This is a genomic window from Legionella quinlivanii (assembly GCF_003265995.1).
Taxonomy (GTDB): Bacteria; Pseudomonadota; Gammaproteobacteria; order Legionellales; family Legionellaceae; genus Legionella_C; species Legionella_C quinlivanii_A.
Window position 1 is genome coordinate 12,690 of record NZ_MVJN01000004.1, and the last position, 24,260, is coordinate 36,949.

Genomic DNA, 24,260 nt, shown 5'->3' on the forward strand with positions numbered 1-24,260 from the left:
TGTATTAAACTTATTAAATAAGTAGGACATATAATTCCAATATGTTTTTATTTTATCAGGAGAGTATATTTTGCTGACAGTACTATCTGGGCAGGCTGCGTATACGAGTTGCAATTCAGGCTTACTTGGGTAAATATATTTTCTTGGCATGAAAAAGGAGAGTCTTTTGGCCTGTGATTTTTTCTCACTTCCTCATCCAGGAATCAAAACGCTTAATCCCTATGTGCCGGGTAAGTCTATTGAGGAGCTTGCTCGCGAACTAGGGATTGATAATATCATCAAACTAGCCAGTAATGAAAACCCATTGGGTTGCAGCCCGCATGTCATGGATGTACTTGAAAAGCTAAGCAGTACGACTATCGCGACTTACCCTAGTCCAGGTATCCATCCATTAAGAAAACAACTGGCGAATCATCTCGGCGTTGAAGAAGCCATGCTGACCTTGTCCAATGGTTCCGATTTGCTTTTTAATACCGTGATGACTGCATTTGCCCTGCACAGCGGAAAAGAGATTTTAACGCATCAGCACGCATTTATTTCTTATCAGATTCAGGCTCAAACTCTGGGGATTCCGACCTCTATATCTCCGGCGCTCAATGAATGGGAAGTCAATATTGATGAATTAATCAAACGCACATCGCTCAATACTGCCTTGATCTTTATTGCGAATCCGAATAATCCTACCGGTTTACTGCTTGATTTGCAGGAAATCGGACGCTTAATGGCTTCAATTCCAAGCTCTACCATAGTGGTTCTTGATGAGGCCTATTATGAGTTTGCCTATCCAGCCAGGCAGCCCGGTGCACTTCAATTTTTAAATCAATATCCCAATTTAATTATTACCCGTACGTTTTCGAAAGCCTATGGGCTGGCAGGGCTTCGTCTTGGTTATGCGATAGCCCATCCTGATATTATTCAGTTGCTATTGCGAGTTCAACTACCCTTTGCAGTTAATCAGGTCGCAATGCAGGCAGGCATTGAGGCGCTTGCTGATCAGAACTTCGTTGCAGAAACCTTAAGTGTGAATGCGCAGGGCATGGAGCAACTGGCCGCGGGATTTAGTGATTTGGGTTTGTCCTGTCTTCCCTCTGCCTGTAATTTTTTAACCATTGATTGTAAGCAAAATGCATTACCAGTTTACCAATCCCTGCTTCAGCATGGTATCATCGTAAGGCCGCTTGTTCCTTATGCATTACCCAATCATCTAAGAATAAGTATTGGCACAAAAGAACAGAATGCACGCCTGCTTGCTACATTACCGACATGTTTATCAGCCAATAAGGAGACTTTATGACTAATGATTTGCGTCAAAAACACTGTGAGTCCTGTGAAGGAATTGGGCAAACCCTCAATGCGGAACAAATCCTGAATTTACTTTCCCAATTGCATGAACGATGGCAGGTTGTTAATGAGCATCAGGCGATTAAACGTTCTTTCTCTTTCGATAATTTCTATGAAACAATGGCCTTTGTTAATGCCGTTGCCTGGATAGCGAATGTAGAAAACCACCATCCGGATCTTGAGGTTGGTTATAATTATTGCCATATAACCTTTATGACCCATGCTTTAAATGGCTTAACTGCCAATGATTTTATCTGTGCCGCCAAAATAGATGGTCTTCTGGCCGAATAACTTGCTTTAACACGCAGCTCCTCTACGCTGGTTCAATGACAACGTTGAGTGAGCATTGCGCAATCTCACGCAATGCTTCTACTCTTAAGCCTCTATTCCAGCGCTTGAAAAACAAGGAATATCTTCTTCATCCGGTGGAAAAGGCTCGTCTTTCAAGTGCGAATTAAGCAATAAAACCAGTGGTAAGAGTAAAATCAACATCCCTATTCTTTTCATAAAATTCCCGTAAATTATTCAGACAGCAACCGAACTGATTGTATCCAATAAATTAGCCATCCGCTCATGTACAATAGCGTCATTCCCACACTGGCGTTTTCCGTAACTAGAAACGAATCAACTAACTTGTCGTCTTTGTGAACGCAGTGAAGCAATCCAGATCAAACCTTGAACAAACTTAGAAGCTGGATTGCTTCGCTAACGCTCGCAAAGACGGTTTTTTATACACTCATCTTCATTTATGCAACAACCCCGCGCGGAAATGATAGCTCTCAAATAAGAGTTTCCTAGCGTCTTGAACTAATCGTTCGCAAGCATGCTACTGTGGGCTCATATTAGAGACTGATGCGCTCTCCTCTTGATTTAAGATTGGTGCAGCCAGCAATGCTTCTTCCATCAGCTTAAAGAAGCTTAGCGTTCTTCTAGCAGGCATTTGCTCAGTTGAGGATTTCGCTTCGCTTTCTGGTTTAGAAGATTTTACCTCTTCAGACTTCAGCTGATTTTGTCGCCGATCTTCTCTTCTTTCTGCCGCAATAAGCTTTAACAGCCCTTTATCTCTTGCTCCCGCACTGGATTCTTTTCCGCATAAGGTCTCGGCAAGTCCATGAGCGGCGCATGGCTTTTTCATAATCAATGCAAAATTATGCTGGTCAAGCTTTTGGGCAGCTTCTAAATACAGACAGCCCTGCAGAATTGATTTTACGTGACAGGACTCTGTGATGAGTCGTTCTAGATTTTCGGAATTTAATAAACCCTCTTTTTTCTCTGCTGAGGGTGTATCTTTATTTCCAGTTAATTTTCCTAAAAGCCTCGCAAAATAAGGAAGTTCTTTTTTAAAAGTTCCAAGCTCTGAACAATATTTCTCTGTTAATAAGTTATTGCGCATGAGCTCTTCAGCAATCCTCAACACAGCCATACTGTGCTCAGGATAAGCGAACATGACATCCAAAAGAGCCTTATGCGAGCTTTCTTCACAGCGCAGTGCAAAAAGACCTTCCAAAGCCTTAGGGAGCTCGGCACTGTGTTTTCCACTCTTGCAGGCTAATGTCAGATAGGGTTGGATATCCCATTTTTCAGTACTGGAAAACTCAACCATCTTTCGAGTTAAGGCTTCAACATTCACTATTGCCGAACTCTCAATTCCAAACAGGACAGCGGGCTCCAGCTCAAGCTTCGCTTCGCTTAAAATGACTTGCAGATCCAGATATTTTGCAAACAGAACATCGGGAACTGCATTCTTAGAAGCGAAATTATAAAATTTCCTGAGTTCTGAACCATATGCTTCTGTTAATGAGTTATTGCACTGGAGCTCTTCTGCAATCTTCAACACAGTTCCGCTATGCTCTGGATAAGCAAACATGAGATCCAAAAGAGCTTTTTGTGTGCTTTCCTCGCAGCGCAAAGCAAAAAGACCTGCCAAAGCTTTATTTAGCTCGGCACTGTGTTTTCCACTCTTACAAGCTAAAGTCAGGTATGGCTGGATATCCCATTTTTCGCTATTAGAAAGCTCAATCATCTTTTTAATTAAGGCTTGAACGTCGACTATTTCCGATCGGTCAATGCCAAATAGAACAGCTGGATCAAGCTCAAGCTTCGCTTCACTCAAGAGGATTTGTATTTCCATATATTTTGCAAAGAGGACATCGGGAACCGCCTTCTTAAAGGCTTGATCGTAAAATTTCGATAATTTCTCCGGATCAGGGATCGCCTTGGCAATTTTACCTGGTAATAATACAAAAGCGGTAGGACAGGCTTTATTATTAAGATCAATGAGTTTATCAGCCAGTTCAGGAGCGTTATTCGGGTGCTTTGCGCACAGTAGTGTAACATCTTCTGTTAATGTTCTTTGATTTTCCAGTTTGGTAAGGACTGTGAAGTGCCCAAAAACCAGGTTGGCCATTTCCCAAAAAGCAACAAGACTTTTACTATAATCCGCTTTTGGATCGGGTAATTTCTTTCCGGACGCTTTCTTTTGATCAACTTCAGCCAGCTTAGCTTCCAATTCAATCAGCTTAGCTTCATGAGGTTTGAGTTTGGTAAGCAGTAATTCAGCCAGCCTGTGTATTTGTTCAGAAGTCAAATCCACATTGTCCTTAAGTGAGTCAACAAACTCATTAAGGACAGCCATCTTTTTTTCACTCCTGAACAAATATCTTCCATAACCGACGTTTTTATAATAGTTTTTGGTAAATTGTTCCAAATCAGCTTTTTTCATCTGAAGTCCCATCCTAGGTTATTAAGAATAACATACTCCTTCAGCTGTTGAGATCACCCATAGCTAGGGGCGATCATCGAGTTCTTTGCGCTGAGAGGGCAGAAAGTCTTTTCTATCAAGGCCCATCATAACGGCCAGGGCGCCTGCTACATAAATGGAAGAATAAGTACCCACTAAAATACCGATAATCAATGCCAGAGCGAAACCATGAATCGTTTCTCCACCGTAAACAAAAAGAGCAACCACAACGAATAAAGTCAACAAAGAGGTCATGATTGTTCTGGATAATGTCTGATTGATAGAGATATTCATAATTTCCAGGGGGCTGGCGCGACGTATTTTAATAAAGTTCTCGCGAACCCTGTCAAATACGACAATCGTATCATTGAGTGAGTAGCCAATTACAGCCAATAAGCCAGCCAGGGCCTTGAGGTCAAACTCAATGCCAAACAGAGCGAACACACCGAGAATTAACACCGGGTCGTGAATCAGGGCAACCGCTGAGCTCACTGCCAGACGGTATTCAAATCGCATTGCAATATAAATCATGGTCGCTAACAGGGAGACCAAAATCGCCAGTGCACCTTTGGTAGCCAGCTCCTCTCCAACCTGCGGCCCGACAAAATCCACACGCTGTTTGGTGGCTCCAGGTAATTGCGACATGACCTTATCAACCAGCACGGATTGTTCCATATCGGCTCTTGGAGCAATGCTAATCAATACATCTTTGGATGTGCCATAGCTGACCACCTGCGCTTCTTTAAATCCTTCTTTATAAAGATTATCGCGGATTTGATTTAAATCCGCCGCTTGCGCATAAGAGACCTCAATTTGCGTTCCACCGGTGAAATCAAGCCCCCATTTCAAACCATTAACAATCAGGGCACCTATAGATATTATGAAAATGAGAGCCGAGAAGATCGCTGTCCATTTCCTGGCTCCCATGAAATCGACATTTGAATTTGGATTAAAAAATTCCATCTCTGCCTCGCCTTAAATACCAATAGATAATTTTTTCACATTGCGACCACCATAATACCAATTCACGATAGCACGCGTATAAGTAATACTGGTCAGCATGGAAGTCAAAAGCCCGAGCGATAAAATTACCGCAAAGCCTCGAATAGGCCCGGTGCCAATCGCAAACAGGATGATCCCAACAATCAGAGTTGTAAGGTTGGCATCCATAATTGTTGAAAACGCCCGGTCATAACCGGCATACACAGCAGCCTGTGGCGACATACCGTTTCGCAGTTCTTCCCGGATTCGCTCGTAGATTAATACGTTGGCATCGACAGCCATACCCACTGTCAGTACGAAAGCGGCAATACCCGGCAGGGTCAAAGTGGTGCCTATCAATGATAACAAGGCGCTTAAAAGGATGAGATTCAGAAACAATGCGATATTGGCTACCAATCCGAAGAAATGGTAGTACACCAGCATCAGTATGAGAATCAATCCCATTCCCACTTCCAGGGAAACCAGGCCGCGTTTAATGTTTTCTTTGCCCAATGAAGGTCCTACAGTACGTTCTTCAACGGGATAAATTACCGCGGGTAAAGCGCCTGCTCTTAGTAAAAGGGCTAAATTACTGGCCTCTTTACTGTCTGTTAAACCAGTGATCTGGAAATTGTTACCCAAGGCATTCTGAATAACCGGCGCACTGATTACCCTCTCTTCACGGCGGTTAATCCGTTTGACGACACCATCAACTGTCTGAGTCGATGTTTTGGTTTCGACATAAACAATCGCCATGCGTTTGCCAATATTTTCACGGGTAATCTTGGTGAACAGACTTTCGCCGCCACCTCCCAACTGGATCTGCACAGAAGGACTAGCCGTTTGCTGATCAAAGCTTGAAACCGCAGAAGTAATTGAATCACCGCTTAAAACCACCTGGCGTTTCAGAAGAATGGGCTGCCCATCCATCATATAGAGTTTACTATTAACCGGTATAGCACCAGTTTGCTTGGCGACCTGCGCATCATGCTCCTGATCGACCAAATAGAATTGCAAAGTCGCAGTACCGCCAAGAATTTGTTTGGCTCTGGCAGCATCCTGAATTCCGGGAAGATCTACGGCCACGCGAGTAGCGCCCTGCTGCTGAACTACCGCTTCGCCTACTCCCAATTCATTGACGCGATTTCGCAAAATACCCATTGTCTGTTCAATGGTATTCTGACGGATGCTGTTCAATTCTGTTGGAGATAAAGCGACGGTTAAACCAAAACCTTCTTTTAATTTGCTAACGACAATTCCTGGTAACTTGTCCTTAATTTCAGCCGCTGCACTCTCCACCACATCAGCAGAACGAAAACGTATGGTAACTCCAGTATCTGGCTGATAGCGTATTCCGTTATAGCGAATGCCGGCTTCACGCAAATTCTGGCCGATATTTTTCATCAGGCCTTCATAACGGCGTGCTATGACGCTATCAACATCCACTTCCAGTAAAAAATGAACCCCGCCTCTTAAATCCAGCCCTTGCTTCATTGGCTCTGCACCAATTTTGCGAAGCCATTCGGGAGTGGCCGCTGCCAGGTTTAAAGCAACAGTATAATCCGAACCAAGACTGCTTTTAATTGCATCGCGAGCCAGTAATTGAGTATCGGTTGTTTTAAAACGTAGCTCTATGCTATCTGTACCTATATTCATTGAACTATAGGGTAGGTTGGCGTCCTTTAATATAGTTTCAACCTGCTCAGCCAGTTGTTGTTCATCGACGGGCGATTGAGAAGTGATCTGAACCGCGGGATCTTCACTATATAAATTAGGAATGGCATAGATTAGCCCTAGCACCGCCAACACAACTAACGCAATATTTTTCCACAGTGGATATTTATTCTGCATTTCCGTTACCAGTTACCAAACTTATAGAGATTTAATTGTGCCTTTTGGCAAAATTGCATTCACTGCAGCTCGTTGCATCATGATTTCAACGCCATCTGCCAGACTCACCTTGATATATTGCTCATCAAGATTGACGATTTTTCCTACCAGGCCGCCTGCACTAATGATTTCATCACCTTTTTTCAGGTTATTGATTAATTCACGTTGTTCTTTGGCCCGTTTATTCTGTGGACGTATCAGCATAAAATAAAAAAGGACAAAAATAGCAAGAATCATCACCAGAGAAAATGTGCCATCCTGCTGCCCGGTCTGCGTCTGTGCAGCCATCGCATCACTGATAAAAAAACTCATAAGCCTCTCCTCCAATTGACTTCATTTACAAACTCCGGCAGAAAGTGCCAGCAAATTAGCGTGACATCATATAGCGAATTGCTGCTAAGGTAAATGATGGAGACAATAATGGATGTTATGTTCGATCAAAAATCGCTGGCAGAGCAAGGGAGTATGCTGCAGCAAATGATGGAAATATGCCCGGGTGAGGCCTTGCTGGCAGGCCGAACAACTGCAGTGCTCATCAATTGGCTGATGATCCATGCGCCATATTTCATCCTGCAGATTGAGCACATCCTGCCCCGCATAGACTTTCCCCGATAGGGCATCAGCAGCAGGTTGATCGCTTTCCACAACATGAAGAGGCAAGCCAGCCAACTGCTGAAATTGCTGCCAGCTAAACTGGCCGATGAGATATAATGGCTGCTGGCTGTCCTGCGCCATACTATAAAAACTGTTAAAACATTCTCCAGGTGAATAAGAACGAAGACCAATCATCGAACAGGGAGACGAGTTGGATATTACTTTAATACTGGCAGGTAAATCACGCCATAGAATGTCCAGCGAATCCTCAATTATAGGCAAGACCAGAAAATCGGGATTTAATCTTAAAATCAACGCTGCCAATTCGGGCAATTCAATTGATATTAATTGACCATCGTAGCGGGAACGAATCTGGCAGCGCCTGTTTTGTATTCGTAGACTACCAAGATTCAAAACTAATTCGCCCAACCAACCGCAATAGGATCTCAAATTAAGACTATTGTCTTTAAAAAAAGCCAATCCGGGTTTCATCAGGAGCTCGTCCAGATAAAAAGAGAGTTGCCCTGCCCCTGCGGACTTCCAGTTTGACATGCTCAGACAATTGCCGGCAGTTGTGGTTACGACAGGTGTAAATTGTCCTGACATTTTAATTCCTCATGCATTCCTATAATAACAAAGTCGCATCGCCATAACTGTAAAACCGATAGCGCCTTGCAATCGCTTCTTCATATAGAGCCATTGTCTGTTCTCGGCCAAGAAACGCTGAAACCAGCATGAGTAAGGTGGACTCCGGCAGGTGAAAATTAGTGATTAACCCGTCGCACACTTTAAATTGATATCCCGGATAAATAAAGATGTCTGTTTCGCCCTTACAAGCTTTTAAATATCCATCGCGGGCAGCACTTTCCAGAGTTCGCATGGCCGTGGTTCCTACGGCAATCACGCGCCCGCCTCGCTGGCGGGTTTCGCTGACCGCTTCGCAGACTGCCTCACTCACTTCAAATTGTTCACGGTGCATTTTGTGATCGCGAATATCGTCACAACGGACGGGTCTGAAAGTTCCAGCCCCGACATGCAGGGTGACATCCATCAGACGAATCCCTTTCTCCTGCAACTGGCTGATTACAAACTCATCAAAATGCAAACCCGCCGTTGGCGCTGCAACAGAGCCCTCATGTTTCGCATAAACGGTCTGATAACGTTCTTCGTCGGCCTGTTCATCTTCACGGGTAATGTAAAGCGGCAGCGGAATATGGCCTACCTCTTGCAAAAGACAGTCTAAATCACCCAGCGAACGACAAAGATAAAGATCATCAAGCTTATCCAGGACCTCTACCTGCCAGGCTTTTTCAAGCTGAATAAGCGATCCGTTTTTTGGGGTTTTACTCGCTTTAATATGAGCCAGGAATTGATTATCAGCCATGCGGCGCTCTATTAAAAACTCCACCTTGCCACCAGTCGATTTTGTTCCAAAAAAACGAGCAGGAATTACCTTGGTATTATTCAGGACTAATAAATCATCAGGCGCTAATAGTTCAGACAGATTTTTAAACTGCTGATGCTGATAAGCGGCCTGCTTTCGATTGTAATAAAGCAAGCGGGAATCACTTCGATTGGGTAGGGGATATTGAGCGATTAACTCCTGGGGTAATTCAAAATAAAAATCCTGCTTTTTCATTATACAACCTGAGAACTATATTGCCTGCATTATATCAATAAACAGACAGTATTATAAAGGCTAATTGGAGACCAGGCACCTGTTAAATTGCATTTTTCCCCCGCCTTGATTATTAATCGATAATCCGGCATTTTTTTTCCATGCGAGTGTGTTAATATCCTACAAATTTTCGGTGTTTTGTAAAACTATGCTAAGTTTGCGTCAGATTTCACTATCGCGTGGCAATAAAGTCCTCATTGAGGATAGCTCAATCAGCTTGTTTGAAAAACAAAAGGTTGGCTTTATTGGCCATAATGGCTGTGGAAAATCCACTCTCTTCGCCTTAATTCTTGGACAACTTCAAGCTGATCACGGCGATTGTATAATCAGTAATAATCTGCGTATCAGTCATCTTTCCCAACAGCTGCCAGATACTGATGAACCTGCACTGCAGTTTGTTCTAAGCGGTGATGTTGATTACATGAATCTGTTGGAAAAGTTGAAGCGGGCAGAACAAGAGGACAATCATGAAGAGGTTTTAAGCTGTCATGAAACGCTGACTCAAACAGGCGGATACAGTAAACCGGCACTGGCGGCCAGCATTATGAATGGTCTGGGTTTTAGTGCTGAGGAGCAGTCAAAACCAGTAAACAGTTTTTCCGGTGGCTGGCGCATGCGCCTCAGTCTGGCGCGCTGTTTGATGAAACCTGCTGATTTGTTACTTCTTGATGAGCCCACGAACCATCTGGATATGGAGGCCATTTTCTGGCTTGAGCGCTGGTTGAAGCAGACACCAGGCAGTATTTTATTAATCTCCCATGATCGTGAATTTCTCGATGCACTGAGTACGCATATTCTTCATATCGAACAGCGTAAAATGACACTATATACTGGGAATTACAGCAGCTTCGAGAAAACACGGGCTCTGCAACTCAGCCTTTTGCAGCAAATGTACGAAAAGCAGCAACAGAAAATAAATCACATGATGGCTTTTGTGAACCGATTCAAAGCCAAAGCCACCAAAGCAAAACAGGCGCAAAGCAGGCTTAATGCGATTTCAAAAATGGAGGTTATCGCACAAGCCCATGCCGACTCGCCTTTTTCTTTTAATTTTCTGCCAAGCCCTCGCGCCGGAAATCCTTTAATTCATTGCGAACAGGTGACGGCGGGTTATGACATCAATCAGCCTATTCTGAAAAAATTCAATCTGATACTAAATCCTGGTGATCGCATTGCACTGATTGGTCCTAACGGGCAGGGCAAATCGACGCTGATTAAAACATTAACTGGCACTATTGCCCCACTAAGCGGTCAGATTAACCGCTCAGCGCATCTGAAAATCGGCTATTATGCCCAGCATCAGCTTGAAGATCTTGATATTCGTCTCTCCCCTTTGGAAACTATTCAGCAGCTCTCTCCGGAAATTCGCGAGCAGGCTATTCGCGACTACTTAGGGGGATTCAATTTCATTGGTGATATGGCAACGAATCCAATTACCCATTTTTCTGGTGGTGAAAAAGCGAGACTGGCTTTGGCCAAACTGGTCTGGCAAAAGCCCAACTTATTGCTCCTGGATGAGCCAACAAACCATTTGGATCTTGGCATGCGAACAGCCATTGAAATTGCCCTGCAAAGTTATGAAGGGGCCTTAATACTGATTTCGCACGACCGTCATTTATTAAAAACGACCGTGAATGATTTTTATCTCGTATATCAGCAAAAGCTTCGTGTTTTCCAGGGAGACCTAGAGGATTACCATAATTGGCTGCTTAATCCCGAACCGTTAAAATCAAATGCTGCCGATAACTCGGGAAATAATCAGTATCGGGAACGAAAATCCCTGCAAAATCGTCTGAAAAAACTGGAACAGTATATTGATGATTATCATGAACAGATGAAAGCACTTGAACTGGAGTTAGGTGACTCATCACTTTATGACGCCACTCAGCAAGAAAAACTGCAGCAGCTTCTGAAGAAGCAGGAAAAAGCTTCCAAAGAATTAAAAAAAGCCGAAGAAGAATGGCTTGAGGTATCTGAACTCCTGGAGCAGTTTTAAGGCTTCTGATATCCCCTTTTGCAATAATGCAGGACTGAAGTGGAGAGAATATGAAAGACAAGGTACTTTTATCAGGTAAACTTCAATCACTGGCAGCACCCCGCTCCGAAGAACAGTTGAGGGGTGCCATTCTGGCTATTCATGGCGATAATAAGCGATTTGAGTTCGCCGAATTTGAAAAGACCAGACTAGCCTTATTTCATACCCTGCACAATATTGCGCCGCTCGCCCCTGTAGTCAGCGATCTGAAACAATATCTCAAAAAAATAAAAGAGCTCTATGCTCTTCTTTTTAATAATAATGCTTCAAATACCAAGTTTCTGCAGGTTAAGCCTTCCAGCAGCAACTTTCTTGCTAAGAAAAGTCAATCCGAGCGCTCGTTTGCATCCGATATTAAATCTCTGCTACACCCTTTTCCTTCCAAAACCAAGATACCCATTCTGGTAACTCAGCCGGCAAAAGAAGATCTCTCCAGATTAATTGAAATAATCAGGACCCATCTTCTCCCGCTTCTGGTTTCGCCCAGCCACCTGGCATTGATTCAGGAGGATGAGATCAAAAAACAACTGCAATTTAAGGAACCAGCTGCGGATAAAGGTAAAGCAACTATTCATCACCCTTGTGTGATGATGTGTACTATTCTGGACCGTCTTATTTTATCTCTGGGCGCCTATTGCTCGAATTTAGCACCCATATCACCCCGCTCAAAGCCAGGGGCAAGACGGTCGCAGGAAGAATGTATACCGCTTCTTTTCAGCCTGCTGCAGCGACTGGCAAAGTTTTATAATTCTCCGCAGTCAAACGAATTTTCAGCCACAATCAATGGATTGGAAATACCAGCCCGAAGTATCCCCCAGGAAACAGCCTATCGCCTCCTGGGAATTGATGCCAATGGCCGAGGACAGCCTTGGATATTCACTAACGCGACACACTTTGTAGTACGTCTGGGTGAGGTTTATTTCAAAACAGATCGCCCGGTTCCTCCTTTGGGATTTGGCAGAGAAGCCTTGATTCAAAAGATTTTCCATTCCCTCTTCCCCCAGGAGGCACCCTCATTTCTAACTCCTTCAACACTCCTGCGGCTTGAAAATGTGTTTATTCAGAAAAATGCAAACGGCCAGTCTGAAATACTTCCTCCACGCTATATCCAGGCGAGCTCTGCGGTAGAGGGTATTTCCTTAACGCACTGGCTCTTAATCAAGGAAATCACCGATGTATTAAGAGCTCGTCACGGTATAGATATTTTAAAGAAGGCGATGTATCACTGGATTACAGGTGCCTATATACGCGAAACAAAAATCACTGAGCTATTTGCACGATTAATTGATAACCAGCGTAATATGGCCCCTGATGAGAGAATTTTACAATTTAAAAAGCTTCCGGGGCGCGACAAGCTGGAGTCATTGCAAAGTTTATTATCAGATCTTCCCGATACAATTAAAAATTTATCAGAACGGCTGGTAAAAGACGAAGGAGAAGCGACTGTAATCAAAGCTTATTCTTTTATCCTTAAATGGCCGACACTAACCGCTGGCCGCAGTCTTGATGAGATTGTTCGATGGGTATCTCTTCTCGCCAGATTGCCTGAGTTATTTCTGGATATAGACGACAAAGCATTATCTGTATTAAAAAGCAATCCGCAGGAATTAGAGTATAAAATATCACAAATAGAGCAACAGTTATTCGGTCTTTGGAATTCACTCGATTTACAAAGCGCTTTGGCACTGGCAGCCGGCAGCCTTATTCTTGGTGCCGAGGATGGCAAAGCGGATAACTATCAGGTGTGTCTGCACCGGGATAATAAAGGTCAATTAATTAACTGGTCTATTGTATTTATTGACATTGGTGCACAGATGCTCGAACGAGGAGTGGTCGCTGAGAAATCCACCACTACTTTACAGGGCAATGTTAACTCGACTATCAAACACCGTGCAGGAATTAAATCCATTCTGTTTATGATTCCACCGATACAGTCAGCAATTATCAGTAAATTAGTCTTTAAAGACACAGCAGAAAATCTGTTTCTGGAAGCCATGGTTACAGCCAGGGAGGCCAATAGGGTCTGCACAAATTTTATTAATCAGCAACTCTATACAGAAAGCGGGGAATTAATCACTGACCAGATGATCCCTTTCCGTTTTACCGCAGAAGATCTTCCTTCCATTTATGAAGGCTTAAAAACTCTCATTCATTTTATCAAGTTTTACCCTCATGAAAGTTTTGAAAAGTTCTTTTATTTCTTTGATCCCTTGCTGGCCACTTATTATTCAAAAATATATAAGGAAAACTGCCTAAGTCCTCTGCGAGCCTATTATCAAATGTATACCATGTGCATGGAAGACATTATTTCTGCCAGCGAAACGTTAACAAATACAAATCCGGATTTTGCCAATGGCAATGAGGTGGAGAGCAATAGCTCCAGCTTCTTTACGAGACGTCGCAAAAACTCGACAACCACTGCGCCCCGTCTCATCAAACAGCCAAGCGGCTCCAAGCTGGAGGCAAATACGACTCATAGCACACCGTCTCTGATACAGCAGTCGAACAGCTCTACATCGCCAAAAACACTTGGTCAATTAATGACTTCAGAGCAAAGCTCTCGTATTGATGATCCCAAAAGTTTGACTTTGGATGAGGCCTTCAGAGCGGTGATTAAATTATTTCCCTGGCGAGAAGTGATGCAAGACCGAAAGACTCTTACTTACTGGCTTGGTATGATAGAAAAGATTCTTCCCGAGCCTATGAATCTTGAGAATATTGTTGGCAATCCTGAACTTGCAGCAAAAATAGCGAAAGAAATACATAAGGAAAATGATGTGAGCTTTTCCCAGGGGCCCTCTGTTTAGTTAAACGAATTGCTTATACATTTCAAACCTGTCAGTTCTGCGCAGTGGTTGCATTAATGGAGATGGGTGAACAAAAACCGTCTTTGCGAGCGTTAGCGAAGCAATCCATCTCCTTTCTTTGTTCAAGTTTCGATCTGGATTGCTTCACTTTGTTCGCAAAGACGAAAGATGGGTGATGTACTCACTATTTGGTTCCTAATAAGCAATTCATGAAGATATCAGGCCAAGGCTCTAATCAAGCCTTTTCCGCTTTTATAAGCGCTAGAAACTGCCTGGCCGCTTCCTGCTCTGCTTTCCGCCGGCTTGGGCCAAAACCTTCAGTATGTATTTTATAACCTTTAACTACACAGGATACATAGAAAAGCTGCTCATGCTCTTCGCCCTTTATATGCAGCAAATTATATTCTGGCAAAGATTGCCTGCTTGCTTGCAGAAACTCCTGCAACTGAGTTTTTGCATCCTTAAGATTATCCTGTAATTCACTTGAATCAAGACGGCTGGCGAATAACTTAAGAATTAACTGCTTGCTGGCCTTGATGCCACTGTCCAGATACACTGCGGCGATGATCGCTTCTAATGCATCGGCAAGAATAGACGCTCTTCGGAATCCGCCGCTTTTGAGTTCACCCTGACCGAGAATTAAAAAATCACCCAGCTCAAGCTCTACTGCAATTTCTGCCAGCATGTCACCCTTTACCAGATAGGCGCGCAGCCGGCTAAGCTGGCCTTCACTTTGCTGCGGGAACTTTTCAAAAAGCGCATCAGCGATTACAAAACTGAGAATAGAGTCGCCAAGGAACTCAAAACGCTCATTATTAGTCTCATTGCTCACGCTGCAATGAGTTAAAGCTTGTTTAAGTAAGGCGGGTTTGGCAAATTGATAGCCAAGCCGCCTGCACAATCGTTCTAAATCAATGCGAACCAACTTTTACCTCTTCTGATTCTTCAAAATCAAACATTAAACTGACATTGGCAATTAATGGTTTGATAACCGTATATTTAAGTTTAACCAGATAATTCCCATTACTGGGGGTAATGCTTATTTGTTCTGGTTTGATAAATCCAATGCTTTCCAAATCCAGCTGATTAACAAGCCTTGTTTTCAATACACTGACATTGGCCATAGAATCTGAACTAAATTGCGAGGGGTCCAAATTATTTAATGAAGCCAGTGACCGTTTTATTTCGTAATTTTGTATGTAGACTGGCACCACACGCATAACTAATATCCCCAGGAATACAATAATTACAACGGTTAATAGTAAACCAATAAGCGTCATTCCTTTCTGATTGTACATGTCTATCCTTAGTCTATGAAAATTACTAATGGGATTAAGGGTTCCAGTTCGTGGAGCACTGCCATTAATCTGCAATTACCTGTAGGTTGGGCCAAGGGCCCAACCTACAATAATTCCTTAACCTAATGCATATTATAATTCTAATTGACAAATCGTCCTATTTTTGACCATCGCAAACTGTCTGTTTTGCCATTCCAGCTCATCCACACCAAAAAGGCTTTGCCACGCAAATACTCATCAGACACAAATCCCCAGAAACGACTATCGGCGCTGTCATCCCGATTGTCGCCCATCATAAAATATTGTCCTGCGGGAACGGTTACTTCAAAATCAGTAGCCGCCACATCAGGGCGAACAAATATATCGTGGCTTACACCATTCAGGTTTTCCTGGTATTTCGCTACAGCTTTTCCTGAACTCTCATCGGTAGTGTATTCAACAAAGGATTGTTTCATTACCTTGCCGTTAATAGTTAACACTTTGTTATGGTAGCTGATTGTATCGCCCGGAACACCAATCACGCGCTTGATGTAGTCAAAGCCAGGATTGGGTGGCCAGCGAAAAACAGCAATTTCACCGGTTTTCGGATTTGAAACAGGGATGACTTTCTTTTCCCACACGGGTATACGAAGCCCATAAGCAAACTTGTTCACGGCAAGAAAGTCGCCCACCAGTAACGTGGGCTCCAAAGAACCGGAGGGAATGCGAAATGGCTCGACTAAAAATGAGCGCAGTAACAGAACAATAAAAAAAACAGGAAAAAAAGAGCGGGAATACTCAATTATCTTATTGGGCTTTTCTCCCGCTGAGCGCTTTTTTTGCCAAAACAAAACATCCAGCAAATAAATCAAGCCACTGATGAGAGAAAGTACAACCAGCAACAATGCAAAATTCATAGTTCAGTTCCTGCGAGATAGCTACATTTAAGGAATTATTTTTTCCTGTCCGTTTGAAATACTGCCATGAATGCTTCCTGGGGAATTTCCACATGACCGACCTGTTTCATACGCTTTTTACCTGCCTTTTGCTTTTCCAGCAGTTTGCGCTTACGAGACACGTCCCCACCATAACATTTAGCAGTCACATTCTTTCTCAATGCCTTGACTGTCTGGCGGGCAATAATATGATTACCCAGAGCAGCCTGAATTGCCACATCAAACATTTGTCTTGGAATCAACTCCCGCATTTTTTCAGCCAGGGCTTTTCCACGGCTGTAAGCAGCACTGCGATGCACAATAACTGCCAGGGCATCCACCCGCTCGCCATTGATCATAACATCCATTTTAACCAGGTCCGCCGGCTCGAATCTCAGAAAATTATAATCCAGCGAAGCATAACCACGGCTAACTGACTTCAAGCGGTCAAAAAAGTCGGAAACTACTTCACTCATCGGTATGTCATAAGTTACAGAAACCTGACGGCCGCTATACATCATGGTAACCTGAACACCGCGGCGCTCGACACAAAGTGTTATCACCTGCCCCAGATAATCCTGAGGAACCAGAATGTTTGCTCTGACGATGGGTTCATACATCTGCTTGACCTGGGGAGAAGCTGGCAACTGTGATGGGTTATCAATCATCACCGTTTCACCCTTGGTCGTTTCTACCTTATAAACCACGGTCGGGGCTGTGGAAATTAAATCGAGATTATATTCACGCTCCAGACGCTCCTGAATAATCTCCATATGAAGCATGCCCAGAAACCCACAACGAAATCCAAAGCCAAGCGCTTCAGATGACTCAGGTTCATAAAAGAGAGATGCATCATTAAGACTCAGTTTGGCGAGTGCTTCGCGAAAGGCCTCAAAATCATCGGCACTGATCGGGAAAAGCCCTGCATAAACCTGCGGCTTCACGCGCTGGAAACCAGGCAAAGGTTCTATCGCCGCATTCTTTTCCAAAGTTAAAGTATCCCCTACAGGGGCGCCCTGGATTTCTTTAATTCCAGCGACTACATAACCTACTTCACCAGCCTGCAGCACATCCACCTTGGTGCGTTTAGGTGTGAAAATACCTACCTGATCAACTTCATAGCTGCGCCCGGTTGACATGATTTTCAGCTTATCGCCCTTGCGTAAGCTTCCATTGACGATTCGCACCAAAGACACCACGCCAAGATAACTGTCAAACCAGGAGTCAATGATCAAGGCTTGCAGAGGCGCATCGATCTCGCCAGTGGGAGGCGGTATATGATTGACAAGCGCTTCCAGAACTTCTTCAACGCCCAGGCCGCTTTTGGCACTGGCATGGATGGCATGATGAGCTTCCAGACCAATAATATCTTCAATTTCAGCAATGACACGTTCCGGCTCAGCCTGAGGCAAGTCGATTTTATTCAAAACCGGCAAAACTTCGAGTTCCTGATCAATAGCGGTATAACAGACGGCAACCGTCTGAGCCTCAACACCCTGTGCGGCATCGACCACCAGGATTGCGCCCTCACAGGCAGCCAGGGATCGCGATACCTCATAACTGAAGTCGACATGGCCCGGCGTGTCAATAAAATTAAGAAGATAGGTTTTGCCGTCACGCGCCTTGTAATTCAGGGACACGCTCTGAGCTTTGATAGTAATGCCGCGCTCACGCTCGATATCCATCGAGTCAAGCACCTGCTCTGCCATTTCACGGTCGCTAAGTCCGCCGCAAATTTGAATAAATCGATCAGCCAGGGTTGATTTACCATGATCGATGTGGGCAATAATTGAGAAATTACGAATTCGGGATAGGTCGCTCAACTCTAAAAACCTGTTGCTAAAAGCGCTTATTCTAGCTTAATAATCACTGAGCAGAAAGCTTTTAATGTAATGACCTGTAAAAACTATTATGTCGCAGTCTGGCAACCACCTGAGATAACCGCACCAGTCCTCTTCACAATAGTCGTTTACTTGACTACAATGGGTCATTTTGTTCAACCGACAGGACATCCGATGCGACGACTCATTGCAATTGGCTTTGCTTTCTTCACCATTCTTTATTCTTCTTTCGGTCTCGCCGACGCCAGTTTCACCCAGAGAAAAGACGTCAAAGCGTTTATTGATACGATGGTAAAAAAACATAATTTTGACAAAATTGAATTACTCGCGGTAATGAGTGATGTCAAACTGCAGCCTCAAATTATCGAATCAATGGAAAAACCTTATGAAAAGAAAACCTGGGATGTGTATAAACAATTGTTTTTGACGCCACAGCGTGTTGAAGGCGGTATTGATTTCTGGAGAAAAAACCAGAAAGCCTTGAGTAAGGCTGAGGCAAAATATCATGTGCCGGCCAATATTATCGTTGCAATCATCGGTATTGAGACTTTATACGGTAAAAATCAGGGCAATTACCGCGTTCTCGATGCGCTTTCAACCTTAGCCTTTAATTATCCAAAACGCTCTGAGTTTTTTACCAAAGAGCTTGGCGAATATCTGCTGCTTTGCCGTGAACACCACGTCTCCCCTACTCAATACATGGGCTCTTATGCCGGTGCGATGGGTAAACCACAGTTTATGCCCAGCAGCTACCGTTATTATGCCGCAGACTTCACTGGCAACCCTAAAAAGGATCTGATGAATGATGATGATGCTGTAATTGCCAGCGTTGCCAATTATTTTCACAAACATGGATGGACCTTTAATCAGGGAATCGCTCAGCCGGCCCAAATTACCGGTTCAGCCTACAAACGCATTAATACCTCCTATAAAACAGCTGCATATAAAACCAGTCAATTACGGGCAGCAGGAATTAAGCCGGTAACCGCTTCCTTCCATGTGCCTAAAAAAGCAGGGCTGATTGAGCTCATTACCCAGGAAGGTCCTGAATACTGGTTAGCTTATCCAAATTTTTATGTGATAACCCGTTATAATAGCAGCCCACAGTATGCGCTGGCCGTTTATTTGTTAGCCCAGCAATTGAAAAATCAGTGGGCTGAGGCAAATGTTTCCAAACAATATGCGTACGCATAAAGTTAATTCAGTAGAAGGATTTACATTTGGCAACCTGTTTTGTTTTTATCAAGTCTCTGACTGACGACAGCTTCTTATCAGTAAGCCTGGATCAGAACCAACAGGTTGTTCAGCCTTTAGCAAAACGAAAGGCTGAAGAACTCAGACAGATTCAAATCAATCATCGTACCTGCATTGTGGTTTCTGGCGAACACTTTGCCTTTCACCGCCTTGAATTGCCCTGGCTGGGAGAAAAAAAAGCCCGTATTGCTATCCCCTACGCACTTGAAGACAAGTTCGCAGAAAATGTGGACGAACTTCATTTCGCGTTTAATCGCCAATATTACCAACAGGGTCATTATCTTGTAGCAGCCTGCAAAAAAGAGTTTTTGCAGCAACTGCTTCTACTTCTCAAAGACAATGACATTCACCTGGATATTCTTACTGTCGATTGGTTCGCTCTCGAGAATAAAGAGATTTGTGTCGCAGAAGATAGTTTGCTTATTCATGATGAGACATTCTGCGGAGTATTAAACCCGCCGCTTACTGATTTATTCTTGAAAAAAGCAAGCCCGGAACATCGGCTCTTTGTTTTTAAGGAAAGCATGGCGCTTCCAGCGCATTTAGTGGCCCAAGTAATTCATGAAGAGAATTTATATCTCTGGCTGGCAAAACGTCTTCTGGTTGGTCATCCTATGAATATGGCACAGGGTCAATTTCTGGCAAGCAGCGAAACTGCGGGAAAGAAACGATGGATAGTCGCAGCTGTTGCGATGGCCGCTTTGTGGTTGGTTAGCAATCTTTCGAGCACAATATGGCAAAATTACCGGCTCAATCAGCAAATAGATGAAACGGACAAGCAAATTGCCGTCATTTACAAGCAGTTTTTCCCTCAGGCGCAACAGGTTATCAGCCCGAGATTTCGTATTGAGCAATTGTTAAAAACGAAAGGGAATGACAGCGAGAACCCCTTCTGGGTATTGCTAAATCAACTCTCAAAAACACTGGATACAAGCGATGTGACTGTTGAACAACTTCGTTATCAGAATCATGTTTTGCAGGTGACTGTGATTGGTAAGGATTTCGCAAGCGTTGAAAAAGTGGAGAATCAGTTACAAAAACTGAATGTCAAAGTAAAGCAAACGCAGGCATCAACCAGAGAGCAGCAAGTCGCGAGTACCCTGGAGCTTAGCTTATGATGAATTTCTGGCAAAATTTAAGTGAACGGGATCGTCTGACTCTAAGTATTGGTCTCGTGTTCACCGTTGCTTACCTCTTTTATTTACTGATTTACTCCCCGCTTAATACCGCTGTAGTCAGTAAAACCAATCAATTAGAGGATAAACAGAAAACACTTGTGTGGATGAAGCAAATTAATCAGCGTCCTCGTAACAGTAAAGAACCGGAAATGATTAATAACGGGCGATTATTGTCGATCATCTCAACGCAATTAAGTAATACCCCTTTCAAAACATTCGCTTATCAACTGCAGCAAACAGGTCCCGGGGATATACAGATTAGTTATGATAAAGTGCCTTACACACAATTTTTACAATGGTTATGGCAATTGAATACCGATTATGCGGTCATCTTAAAGCAACTTTCGATAGATAAAACAGAAACAGCAGGCGTGGTGAAGCTGACAATCACTCTTTCGGCAAAATAAATTGCTACGGAAATTTTCTTTACGAATCAACCCTCTCCCAACTCGAGAGAGGGGATTTTCTCTATTCTGCGGTACCCTGAACACTTCCCCAGTTCCTGACCCCCGCCCCTTGTTTCACATTCTCAGGCAGTGCGTTTAAAGCTTTCTCGGCTTCTTCCTGGGTATTATAGGTTCCATAGACCCCTTTATAGTAAGTTTTACCATCCCGATAATATTTTATTTGAGCGGTTCGGTCCGTTTTAGGCGTTTTATACAATTTACCAGCCACCTGAGAGGCTTTTTCACCATCAGCAATTTCTATAGTGTAACCCTGGGGATTTTGATTATTAACCCAGTTTCTATCCTGATCTTTATGAGACACAGGGCGGTTATTGCCTCCTGTATAATACGAATCAGGAACGGTAGCCTGGCTTGGTGGATAATAACCCTGATTATTGCCATAATTTCCATAATCAACCGCCCCAACCCCATGACCGTAGTATTGCATATTTTCATAGTTATACGTTTCATAGGTGGAATAGCTAGTGCTTGGATTATTCATCGTACAAGAAGACAAGTGAACTACGGCTATCGCTATTGAAGCTATTTTTAAGGTATTCATGCAGGCTCCTTTTTTATTCTTATTGGAGTTTCATACCCTTGTTAGCTGCAGTTTTAAAAAAAACTTTAGTTATTTCTGATACCATGATGAAATAATACCCATATCAGTATCGAGGTTATTACCCATGTGGACTCACAGACGCTCCGGCCTAAATCACCAACGCGGCGTTCAGGATCATCGCAGCCCCTATGAGCGCGACCAAACGCGTGTCATTCATTGCCCCGCTTTTCGACGTTTGCAGCGTAAAACACAGATTCTGGGAACGGATGAAGGTGATTTCCATCGCACTCGTCTGACTCATTCACTTGAAGTGGCATCCATTGGCAGAAGCATCGCACGAAATCTTATTGTGAATCATCAGGAAAGTATTCTCTCTGGTTTACTTCCCAGTGAAGATTTAATCAGCAGCATCTGTTTATTACATGATATCGGCCACCCTCCTTTCGGTCATGGAGGTGAAGTGGCATTAAATTATATGATGCGTGAACATGGTGGTTTTGAAGGCAATGGCCAGACGCTGCGGCTTTTAACCAAACTGGAAAATAGTTATGGCGCCTATGGACTCGATTTAACACGGCGCACATTGCTAGGGGTTCTGAAGTATCCTGTCCCCAGAAGCCGAGTGATCTGCCTGGGCAAACAGGAAGCAGTCAACACTCTGCACAAAACAATCCGCATCAATGACTGGCTTCCTCCCAAGGCTTATTTTAACTGTGAACAGGCAGAAGTTGACTGGTTACTTGCGCCGTTTAGTGAAGGCGATCGATCACTTTTTCAATCGCTTCGTAAACCTCCAACACAAAACGAGCATGGAAAGTCCGCCTTTCATAGCTTCGATTGTTCCATTATGGATGTCGCTGATGATATCGGCTATGGAGTACATGATCTGGAAGATGCAATTCACTTACGCCTGATTACTCGTGACAAGATTGATAATGCCGGCTTTCATAGCCTTATCGACAGCACCCCGCTTGGCCAGCAGCGCGGCGCTCTGCTCAATCATTTATTTTCAAGTCAGCTTTTCGAGCGCAAACAGGCCATTGGTGAAATGGTGAATTATCTGATTACAGCCACTCAGATTGAAACCACTGACGCCAATTTTGAAAACCCTTTACTAAAATATAATATTAATCTCTTACCTGAAGCAGGCCGTTTACTTGACTATCTGAAAAATTGTGTTTATCAGCACGTCATTGATTCTCAGGAAGCCAGAACCTTTGAATACGGCGGGCAAACAGTAGTTCTTCGTCTGTTTGAGGCCATCAGCTCAAACCCGACCAGTTTACTGGACACCAAAAATCGACAGCTTTATAACGAGGCCTCTTCAGACGATGAAGCGATGCGTGTAGTCTGTGATTATATTGCCAATATGACTGATGAATATGCCTACCGCATGCATGAGCGCTTATTCGGATTTAATACGCGTACAATCTTTGAACGGCTTTAGATGCACTATCCCGAAAGTCAATTAAGATCAAGCTGTTGCTTAATTCTCCCTTAAGAAACCTGTCATAAATCCTTAATAATTAACGATTAGAATAATAATTAATACCAACACTTGAGATAATAAATGACTAAAAAAGTGGCTTTAGTGGATATTGACGGTTGTCTAATTCAGGACGGCAAGCTGAATCTTGCCCTGGCAGAAAAATTAAAAGCCTATGATGAAGTCATCCTGTTTACTCAGAGAAGTAAGTATATCCAGACAATACAGGCTAATATATGGCGTGGTGGGGATCCCGTCACTGAGAATGATATTTTAGTAACGCCTGATGCTGTTGACAAATTAAGTGCTTTATTAGGTAAACAGGTCAAGGTGTCTACCTCCGTGGATCGTTTTTTTAACAGTCCGCTATCCTATTATGAAACTGAACTGAAGCCTTTCGAGCAAAACCTTAAAAAAGCATTAATAGAACAGGGTGAAGACTTGAATTTAGCTCCTTTCAGAGAAGTGGTCACTCAGGAAGAGGCTGTTCTAAGGCAGTTACTGGCTCAGCCTCCTGAGGTGAATGCTGCAGATTTTTATCCAAAAGGAAAAGTCGAACAATTCGTCACTTTAACTGGTGCATTACCCACAATTTTGAAGACTGACGAAGAAATCGAAGTGGATTTTTTTGATGATCATCCTGATAATCTTCAGGAAATCATAGACCATCCACACCTTCCGATTAAGCCTAATTGCTTTGTTGTCGCAAATCATCATGTAAGCACTCTCTCCAGTTTCAATAAGCATCAATCAAACAATACAAGCCGTACAGAAGCTGTGATCAGAGGAGAATTTTCGGACATCATCAATAATCTTCAAAGTTATAAACAGGCTCGAGCTGATGAATGGAAAAAATCAGGCTCAGAGTACGGTTCCAACTGGGCGAGAATCTTCAAGCATGAAGTAGGCAGTGCTCGCAACAAAATCAGTGCTGTAGACAAAGCAATCCAGATACTTAGCGGTGTAGAGGGTGTTGAAGTCTCAGCCGGCGAATTGAAAGCCCTGAAAGATGGGCGGGTAAAAGAATACCTTGGTGACAAAATTAGTTTGATTGAAAGCTATATCAATGAGCAGCAAAACGCTAATACCCGTGGCTTAAGCCAATAATTTTTCCCGTCCAACTCTTAGGCCGGCCTGTAACGGCTTGTTGATAGATAAGGACTGATTTTCCGGAGGTTCCGAGGTCTCCGGAAACCTTAGATATCTGCGACTCGT

At 43.4% G+C, this 24,260-nt stretch carries 21 protein-coding genes; 9 read left to right on the forward strand and 12 right to left on the reverse strand.

Annotated features, from left to right (window positions below):
• Window positions 1-166: 166 nt before the first annotated feature.
• The gene (hisC, locus tag B1207_RS05665; protein WP_112219269.1) at window positions 167-1,294 is read left to right on the forward strand and encodes a histidinol-phosphate transaminase; all 1,128 of its coding nucleotides are present in this window, start codon (window positions 167-169) and stop codon (window positions 1,292-1,294) included.
• The gene (locus B1207_RS05670; RefSeq protein ID WP_058508863.1) at window positions 1,291-1,632 is read left to right on the forward strand and encodes a 4a-hydroxytetrahydrobiopterin dehydratase; all 342 of its coding nucleotides are present in this window, start codon (window positions 1,291-1,293) and stop codon (window positions 1,630-1,632) included. Before hisC ends, B1207_RS05670 begins: the two co-directional genes overlap by 4 nt.
• Window positions 1,633-1,716: 84 nt before the next feature.
• On the opposite strand, the gene B1207_RS16135 is transcribed toward B1207_RS05670, so the two are convergent.
• From B1207_RS16135 to queA, 7 genes are all read right to left on the reverse strand, one after another.
• Entirely contained in the window at window positions 1,717-1,848 is a 132-nt protein-coding gene (locus B1207_RS16135) for a hypothetical protein (RefSeq protein WP_301182685.1), read from the reverse strand.
• Between the two features lie 319 nt (window positions 1,849-2,167).
• Window positions 2,168-4,063, reverse strand: coding sequence for a hypothetical protein (locus tag B1207_RS05675; RefSeq protein ID WP_146740021.1), 1,896 nt, complete (start codon window positions 4,061-4,063; stop codon window positions 2,168-2,170).
• Window positions 4,064-4,126: 63 nt separating this feature from the next.
• The gene (secF, locus tag B1207_RS05680) at window positions 4,127-5,044 is read right to left on the reverse strand and encodes a protein translocase subunit SecF (protein ID WP_112219034.1); all 918 of its coding nucleotides are present in this window, start codon (window positions 5,042-5,044) and stop codon (window positions 4,127-4,129) included.
• Between the two features lie 12 nt (window positions 5,045-5,056).
• Window positions 5,057-6,913 carry a protein translocase subunit SecD gene (gene secD, locus B1207_RS05685; protein WP_112219035.1) on the reverse strand — a complete coding sequence of 619 codons (1,857 nt, stop codon included), beginning with the start codon at window positions 6,911-6,913 and terminating at the stop codon, window positions 5,057-5,059.
• 21 nt (window positions 6,914-6,934) lie between these two features.
• Window positions 6,935-7,264, reverse strand: a complete 330-nt coding sequence (gene yajC / locus B1207_RS05690) for a preprotein translocase subunit YajC (RefSeq protein ID WP_112219036.1) — start codon at window positions 7,262-7,264, stop codon at window positions 6,935-6,937.
• 84 nt (window positions 7,265-7,348) lie between these two features.
• Window positions 7,349-8,152, reverse strand: a complete 804-nt coding sequence (locus B1207_RS05695) for a tRNA-guanine transglycosylase (RefSeq protein WP_112219037.1) — start codon at window positions 8,150-8,152, stop codon at window positions 7,349-7,351.
• Between the two features lie 19 nt (window positions 8,153-8,171).
• Window positions 8,172-9,185: a tRNA preQ1(34) S-adenosylmethionine ribosyltransferase-isomerase QueA gene (gene queA / locus B1207_RS05700; RefSeq protein ID WP_112219038.1), complete on the reverse strand. Its 1,014-nt coding sequence runs from the start codon at window positions 9,183-9,185 to the stop codon at window positions 8,172-8,174.
• Between the two features lie 187 nt (window positions 9,186-9,372).
• Between queA and B1207_RS05705 the strand changes: the two genes are divergently transcribed.
• Both B1207_RS05705 and B1207_RS05710 read left to right on the forward strand, forming a co-directional pair.
• Complete coding sequence (locus tag B1207_RS05705) at window positions 9,373-11,220, forward strand: ABC-F family ATP-binding cassette domain-containing protein (RefSeq protein WP_112219039.1); 1,848 nt, start codon at window positions 9,373-9,375, stop codon at window positions 11,218-11,220.
• 50 nt (window positions 11,221-11,270) lie between these two features.
• On the forward strand, window positions 11,271-14,066 hold the full coding sequence (locus tag B1207_RS05710) for a hypothetical protein (RefSeq protein ID WP_112219040.1): 2,796 nt from the start codon (window positions 11,271-11,273) through the stop codon (window positions 14,064-14,066).
• A 235-nt stretch (window positions 14,067-14,301) separates the two neighbouring features.
• On the opposite strand, the gene rnc is transcribed toward B1207_RS05710, so the two are convergent.
• The 4 genes from rnc to lepA all read right to left on the reverse strand — a co-directional run bounded on the left by rnc (window position 14,302) and on the right by lepA (window position 18,101).
• Window positions 14,302-14,991: a ribonuclease III gene (rnc, locus tag B1207_RS05715; protein ID WP_112219041.1), complete on the reverse strand. Its 690-nt coding sequence runs from the start codon at window positions 14,989-14,991 to the stop codon at window positions 14,302-14,304.
• On the reverse strand, window positions 14,978-15,364 hold the full coding sequence (locus tag B1207_RS05720; protein WP_112219042.1) for a DUF4845 domain-containing protein: 387 nt from the start codon (window positions 15,362-15,364) through the stop codon (window positions 14,978-14,980). Before B1207_RS05720 ends, rnc begins: the two co-directional genes overlap by 14 nt.
• A gap of 140 nt (window positions 15,365-15,504) precedes the next feature.
• Window positions 15,505-16,260 (reverse strand): signal peptidase I, encoded by a 756-nt coding sequence (gene lepB / locus B1207_RS05725; RefSeq protein WP_112219043.1) that lies wholly within the window; start codon window positions 16,258-16,260, stop codon window positions 15,505-15,507.
• Window positions 16,261-16,295: 35 nt separating this feature from the next.
• Window positions 16,296-18,101 carry a translation elongation factor 4 gene (lepA, locus tag B1207_RS05730; protein ID WP_058508877.1) on the reverse strand — a complete coding sequence of 602 codons (1,806 nt, stop codon included), beginning with the start codon at window positions 18,099-18,101 and terminating at the stop codon, window positions 16,296-16,298.
• Window positions 18,102-18,293: 192 nt separating this feature from the next.
• Between lepA and mltB the strand changes: the two genes are divergently transcribed.
• The 3 genes from mltB to gspM are packed head-to-tail and all read left to right on the forward strand — an operon-like array spanning window position 18,294 to window position 20,958.
• Entirely contained in the window at window positions 18,294-19,313 is a 1,020-nt protein-coding gene (gene mltB, locus B1207_RS05735; RefSeq protein WP_112219044.1) for a lytic murein transglycosylase B, read from the forward strand.
• Between the two features lie 26 nt (window positions 19,314-19,339).
• Window positions 19,340-20,491 (forward strand): type II secretion system protein GspL, encoded by a 1,152-nt coding sequence (gene gspL / locus B1207_RS05740; protein ID WP_112219045.1) that lies wholly within the window; start codon window positions 19,340-19,342, stop codon window positions 20,489-20,491.
• Entirely contained in the window at window positions 20,488-20,958 is a 471-nt protein-coding gene (gene gspM / locus B1207_RS05745; RefSeq protein WP_112219046.1) for a type II secretion system protein GspM, read from the forward strand. The genes gspL and gspM overlap by 4 nt, the downstream gene beginning before the upstream one ends.
• Window positions 20,959-21,019: 61 nt before the next feature.
• Here the strand turns inward: gspM and B1207_RS05750 are convergent, their stop codons facing one another.
• A complete protein-coding gene (locus B1207_RS05750) occupies window positions 21,020-21,559 on the reverse strand; it encodes an SPOR domain-containing protein (RefSeq protein ID WP_112219047.1) in 540 nt (179 codons plus the stop codon).
• Between the two features lie 124 nt (window positions 21,560-21,683).
• Between B1207_RS05750 and B1207_RS05755 the strand changes: the two genes are divergently transcribed.
• Both B1207_RS05755 and B1207_RS05760 read left to right on the forward strand, forming a co-directional pair.
• The gene (locus B1207_RS05755) at window positions 21,684-23,006 is read left to right on the forward strand and encodes an anti-phage deoxyguanosine triphosphatase (RefSeq protein ID WP_112219048.1); all 1,323 of its coding nucleotides are present in this window, start codon (window positions 21,684-21,686) and stop codon (window positions 23,004-23,006) included.
• A 123-nt stretch (window positions 23,007-23,129) separates the two neighbouring features.
• The gene (locus B1207_RS05760; RefSeq protein ID WP_112219049.1) at window positions 23,130-24,152 is read left to right on the forward strand and encodes a hypothetical protein; all 1,023 of its coding nucleotides are present in this window, start codon (window positions 23,130-23,132) and stop codon (window positions 24,150-24,152) included.
• The last annotated feature ends 108 nt before the right edge of the window (window positions 24,153-24,260 follow it).

Excerpts from the sequence above, each read along its gene's own strand:
- B1207_RS05670 (WP_058508863.1), top strand. The coding sequence starts at position 1,291 with ATGACTAATGATTTGCGTCAAAAACACTGTGAGTCCTGTGAAGGAATT.
- B1207_RS16135 (WP_301182685.1), bottom strand. The coding sequence starts at position 1,848 with ATGAAAAGAATAGGGATGTTGATTTTACTCTTACCACTGGTTTTATTG.
- B1207_RS05675 (WP_146740021.1), bottom strand. The coding sequence starts at position 4,063 with ATGAAAAAAGCTGATTTGGAACAATTTACCAAAAACTATTATAAAAAC.
- secF (WP_112219034.1), bottom strand. The coding sequence starts at position 5,044 with ATGGAATTTTTTAATCCAAATTCAAATGTCGATTTCATGGGAGCCAGG.
- secD (WP_112219035.1), bottom strand. The coding sequence starts at position 6,913 with ATGCAGAATAAATATCCACTGTGGAAAAATATTGCGTTAGTTGTGTTG.
- yajC (WP_112219036.1), bottom strand. The coding sequence starts at position 7,264 with ATGAGTTTTTTTATCAGTGATGCGATGGCTGCACAGACGCAGACCGGG.
- B1207_RS05695 (WP_112219037.1), bottom strand. The coding sequence starts at position 8,152 with ATGTCAGGACAATTTACACCTGTCGTAACCACAACTGCCGGCAATTGT.
- queA (WP_112219038.1), bottom strand. The coding sequence starts at position 9,185 with ATGAAAAAGCAGGATTTTTATTTTGAATTACCCCAGGAGTTAATCGCT.
- B1207_RS05705 (WP_112219039.1), top strand. The coding sequence starts at position 9,373 with ATGCTAAGTTTGCGTCAGATTTCACTATCGCGTGGCAATAAAGTCCTC.
- B1207_RS05710 (WP_112219040.1), top strand. The coding sequence starts at position 11,271 with ATGAAAGACAAGGTACTTTTATCAGGTAAACTTCAATCACTGGCAGCA.
- B1207_RS05720 (WP_112219042.1), bottom strand. The coding sequence starts at position 15,364 with ATGTACAATCAGAAAGGAATGACGCTTATTGGTTTACTATTAACCGTT.
- lepB (WP_112219043.1), bottom strand. The coding sequence starts at position 16,260 with ATGAATTTTGCATTGTTGCTGGTTGTACTTTCTCTCATCAGTGGCTTG.
- mltB (WP_112219044.1), top strand. The coding sequence starts at position 18,294 with ATGCGACGACTCATTGCAATTGGCTTTGCTTTCTTCACCATTCTTTAT.
- gspM (WP_112219046.1), top strand. The coding sequence starts at position 20,488 with ATGATGAATTTCTGGCAAAATTTAAGTGAACGGGATCGTCTGACTCTA.
- B1207_RS05750 (WP_112219047.1), bottom strand. The coding sequence starts at position 21,559 with ATGAATACCTTAAAAATAGCTTCAATAGCGATAGCCGTAGTTCACTTG.
- B1207_RS05755 (WP_112219048.1), top strand. The coding sequence starts at position 21,684 with ATGTGGACTCACAGACGCTCCGGCCTAAATCACCAACGCGGCGTTCAG.
- B1207_RS05760 (WP_112219049.1), top strand. The coding sequence starts at position 23,130 with ATGACTAAAAAAGTGGCTTTAGTGGATATTGACGGTTGTCTAATTCAG.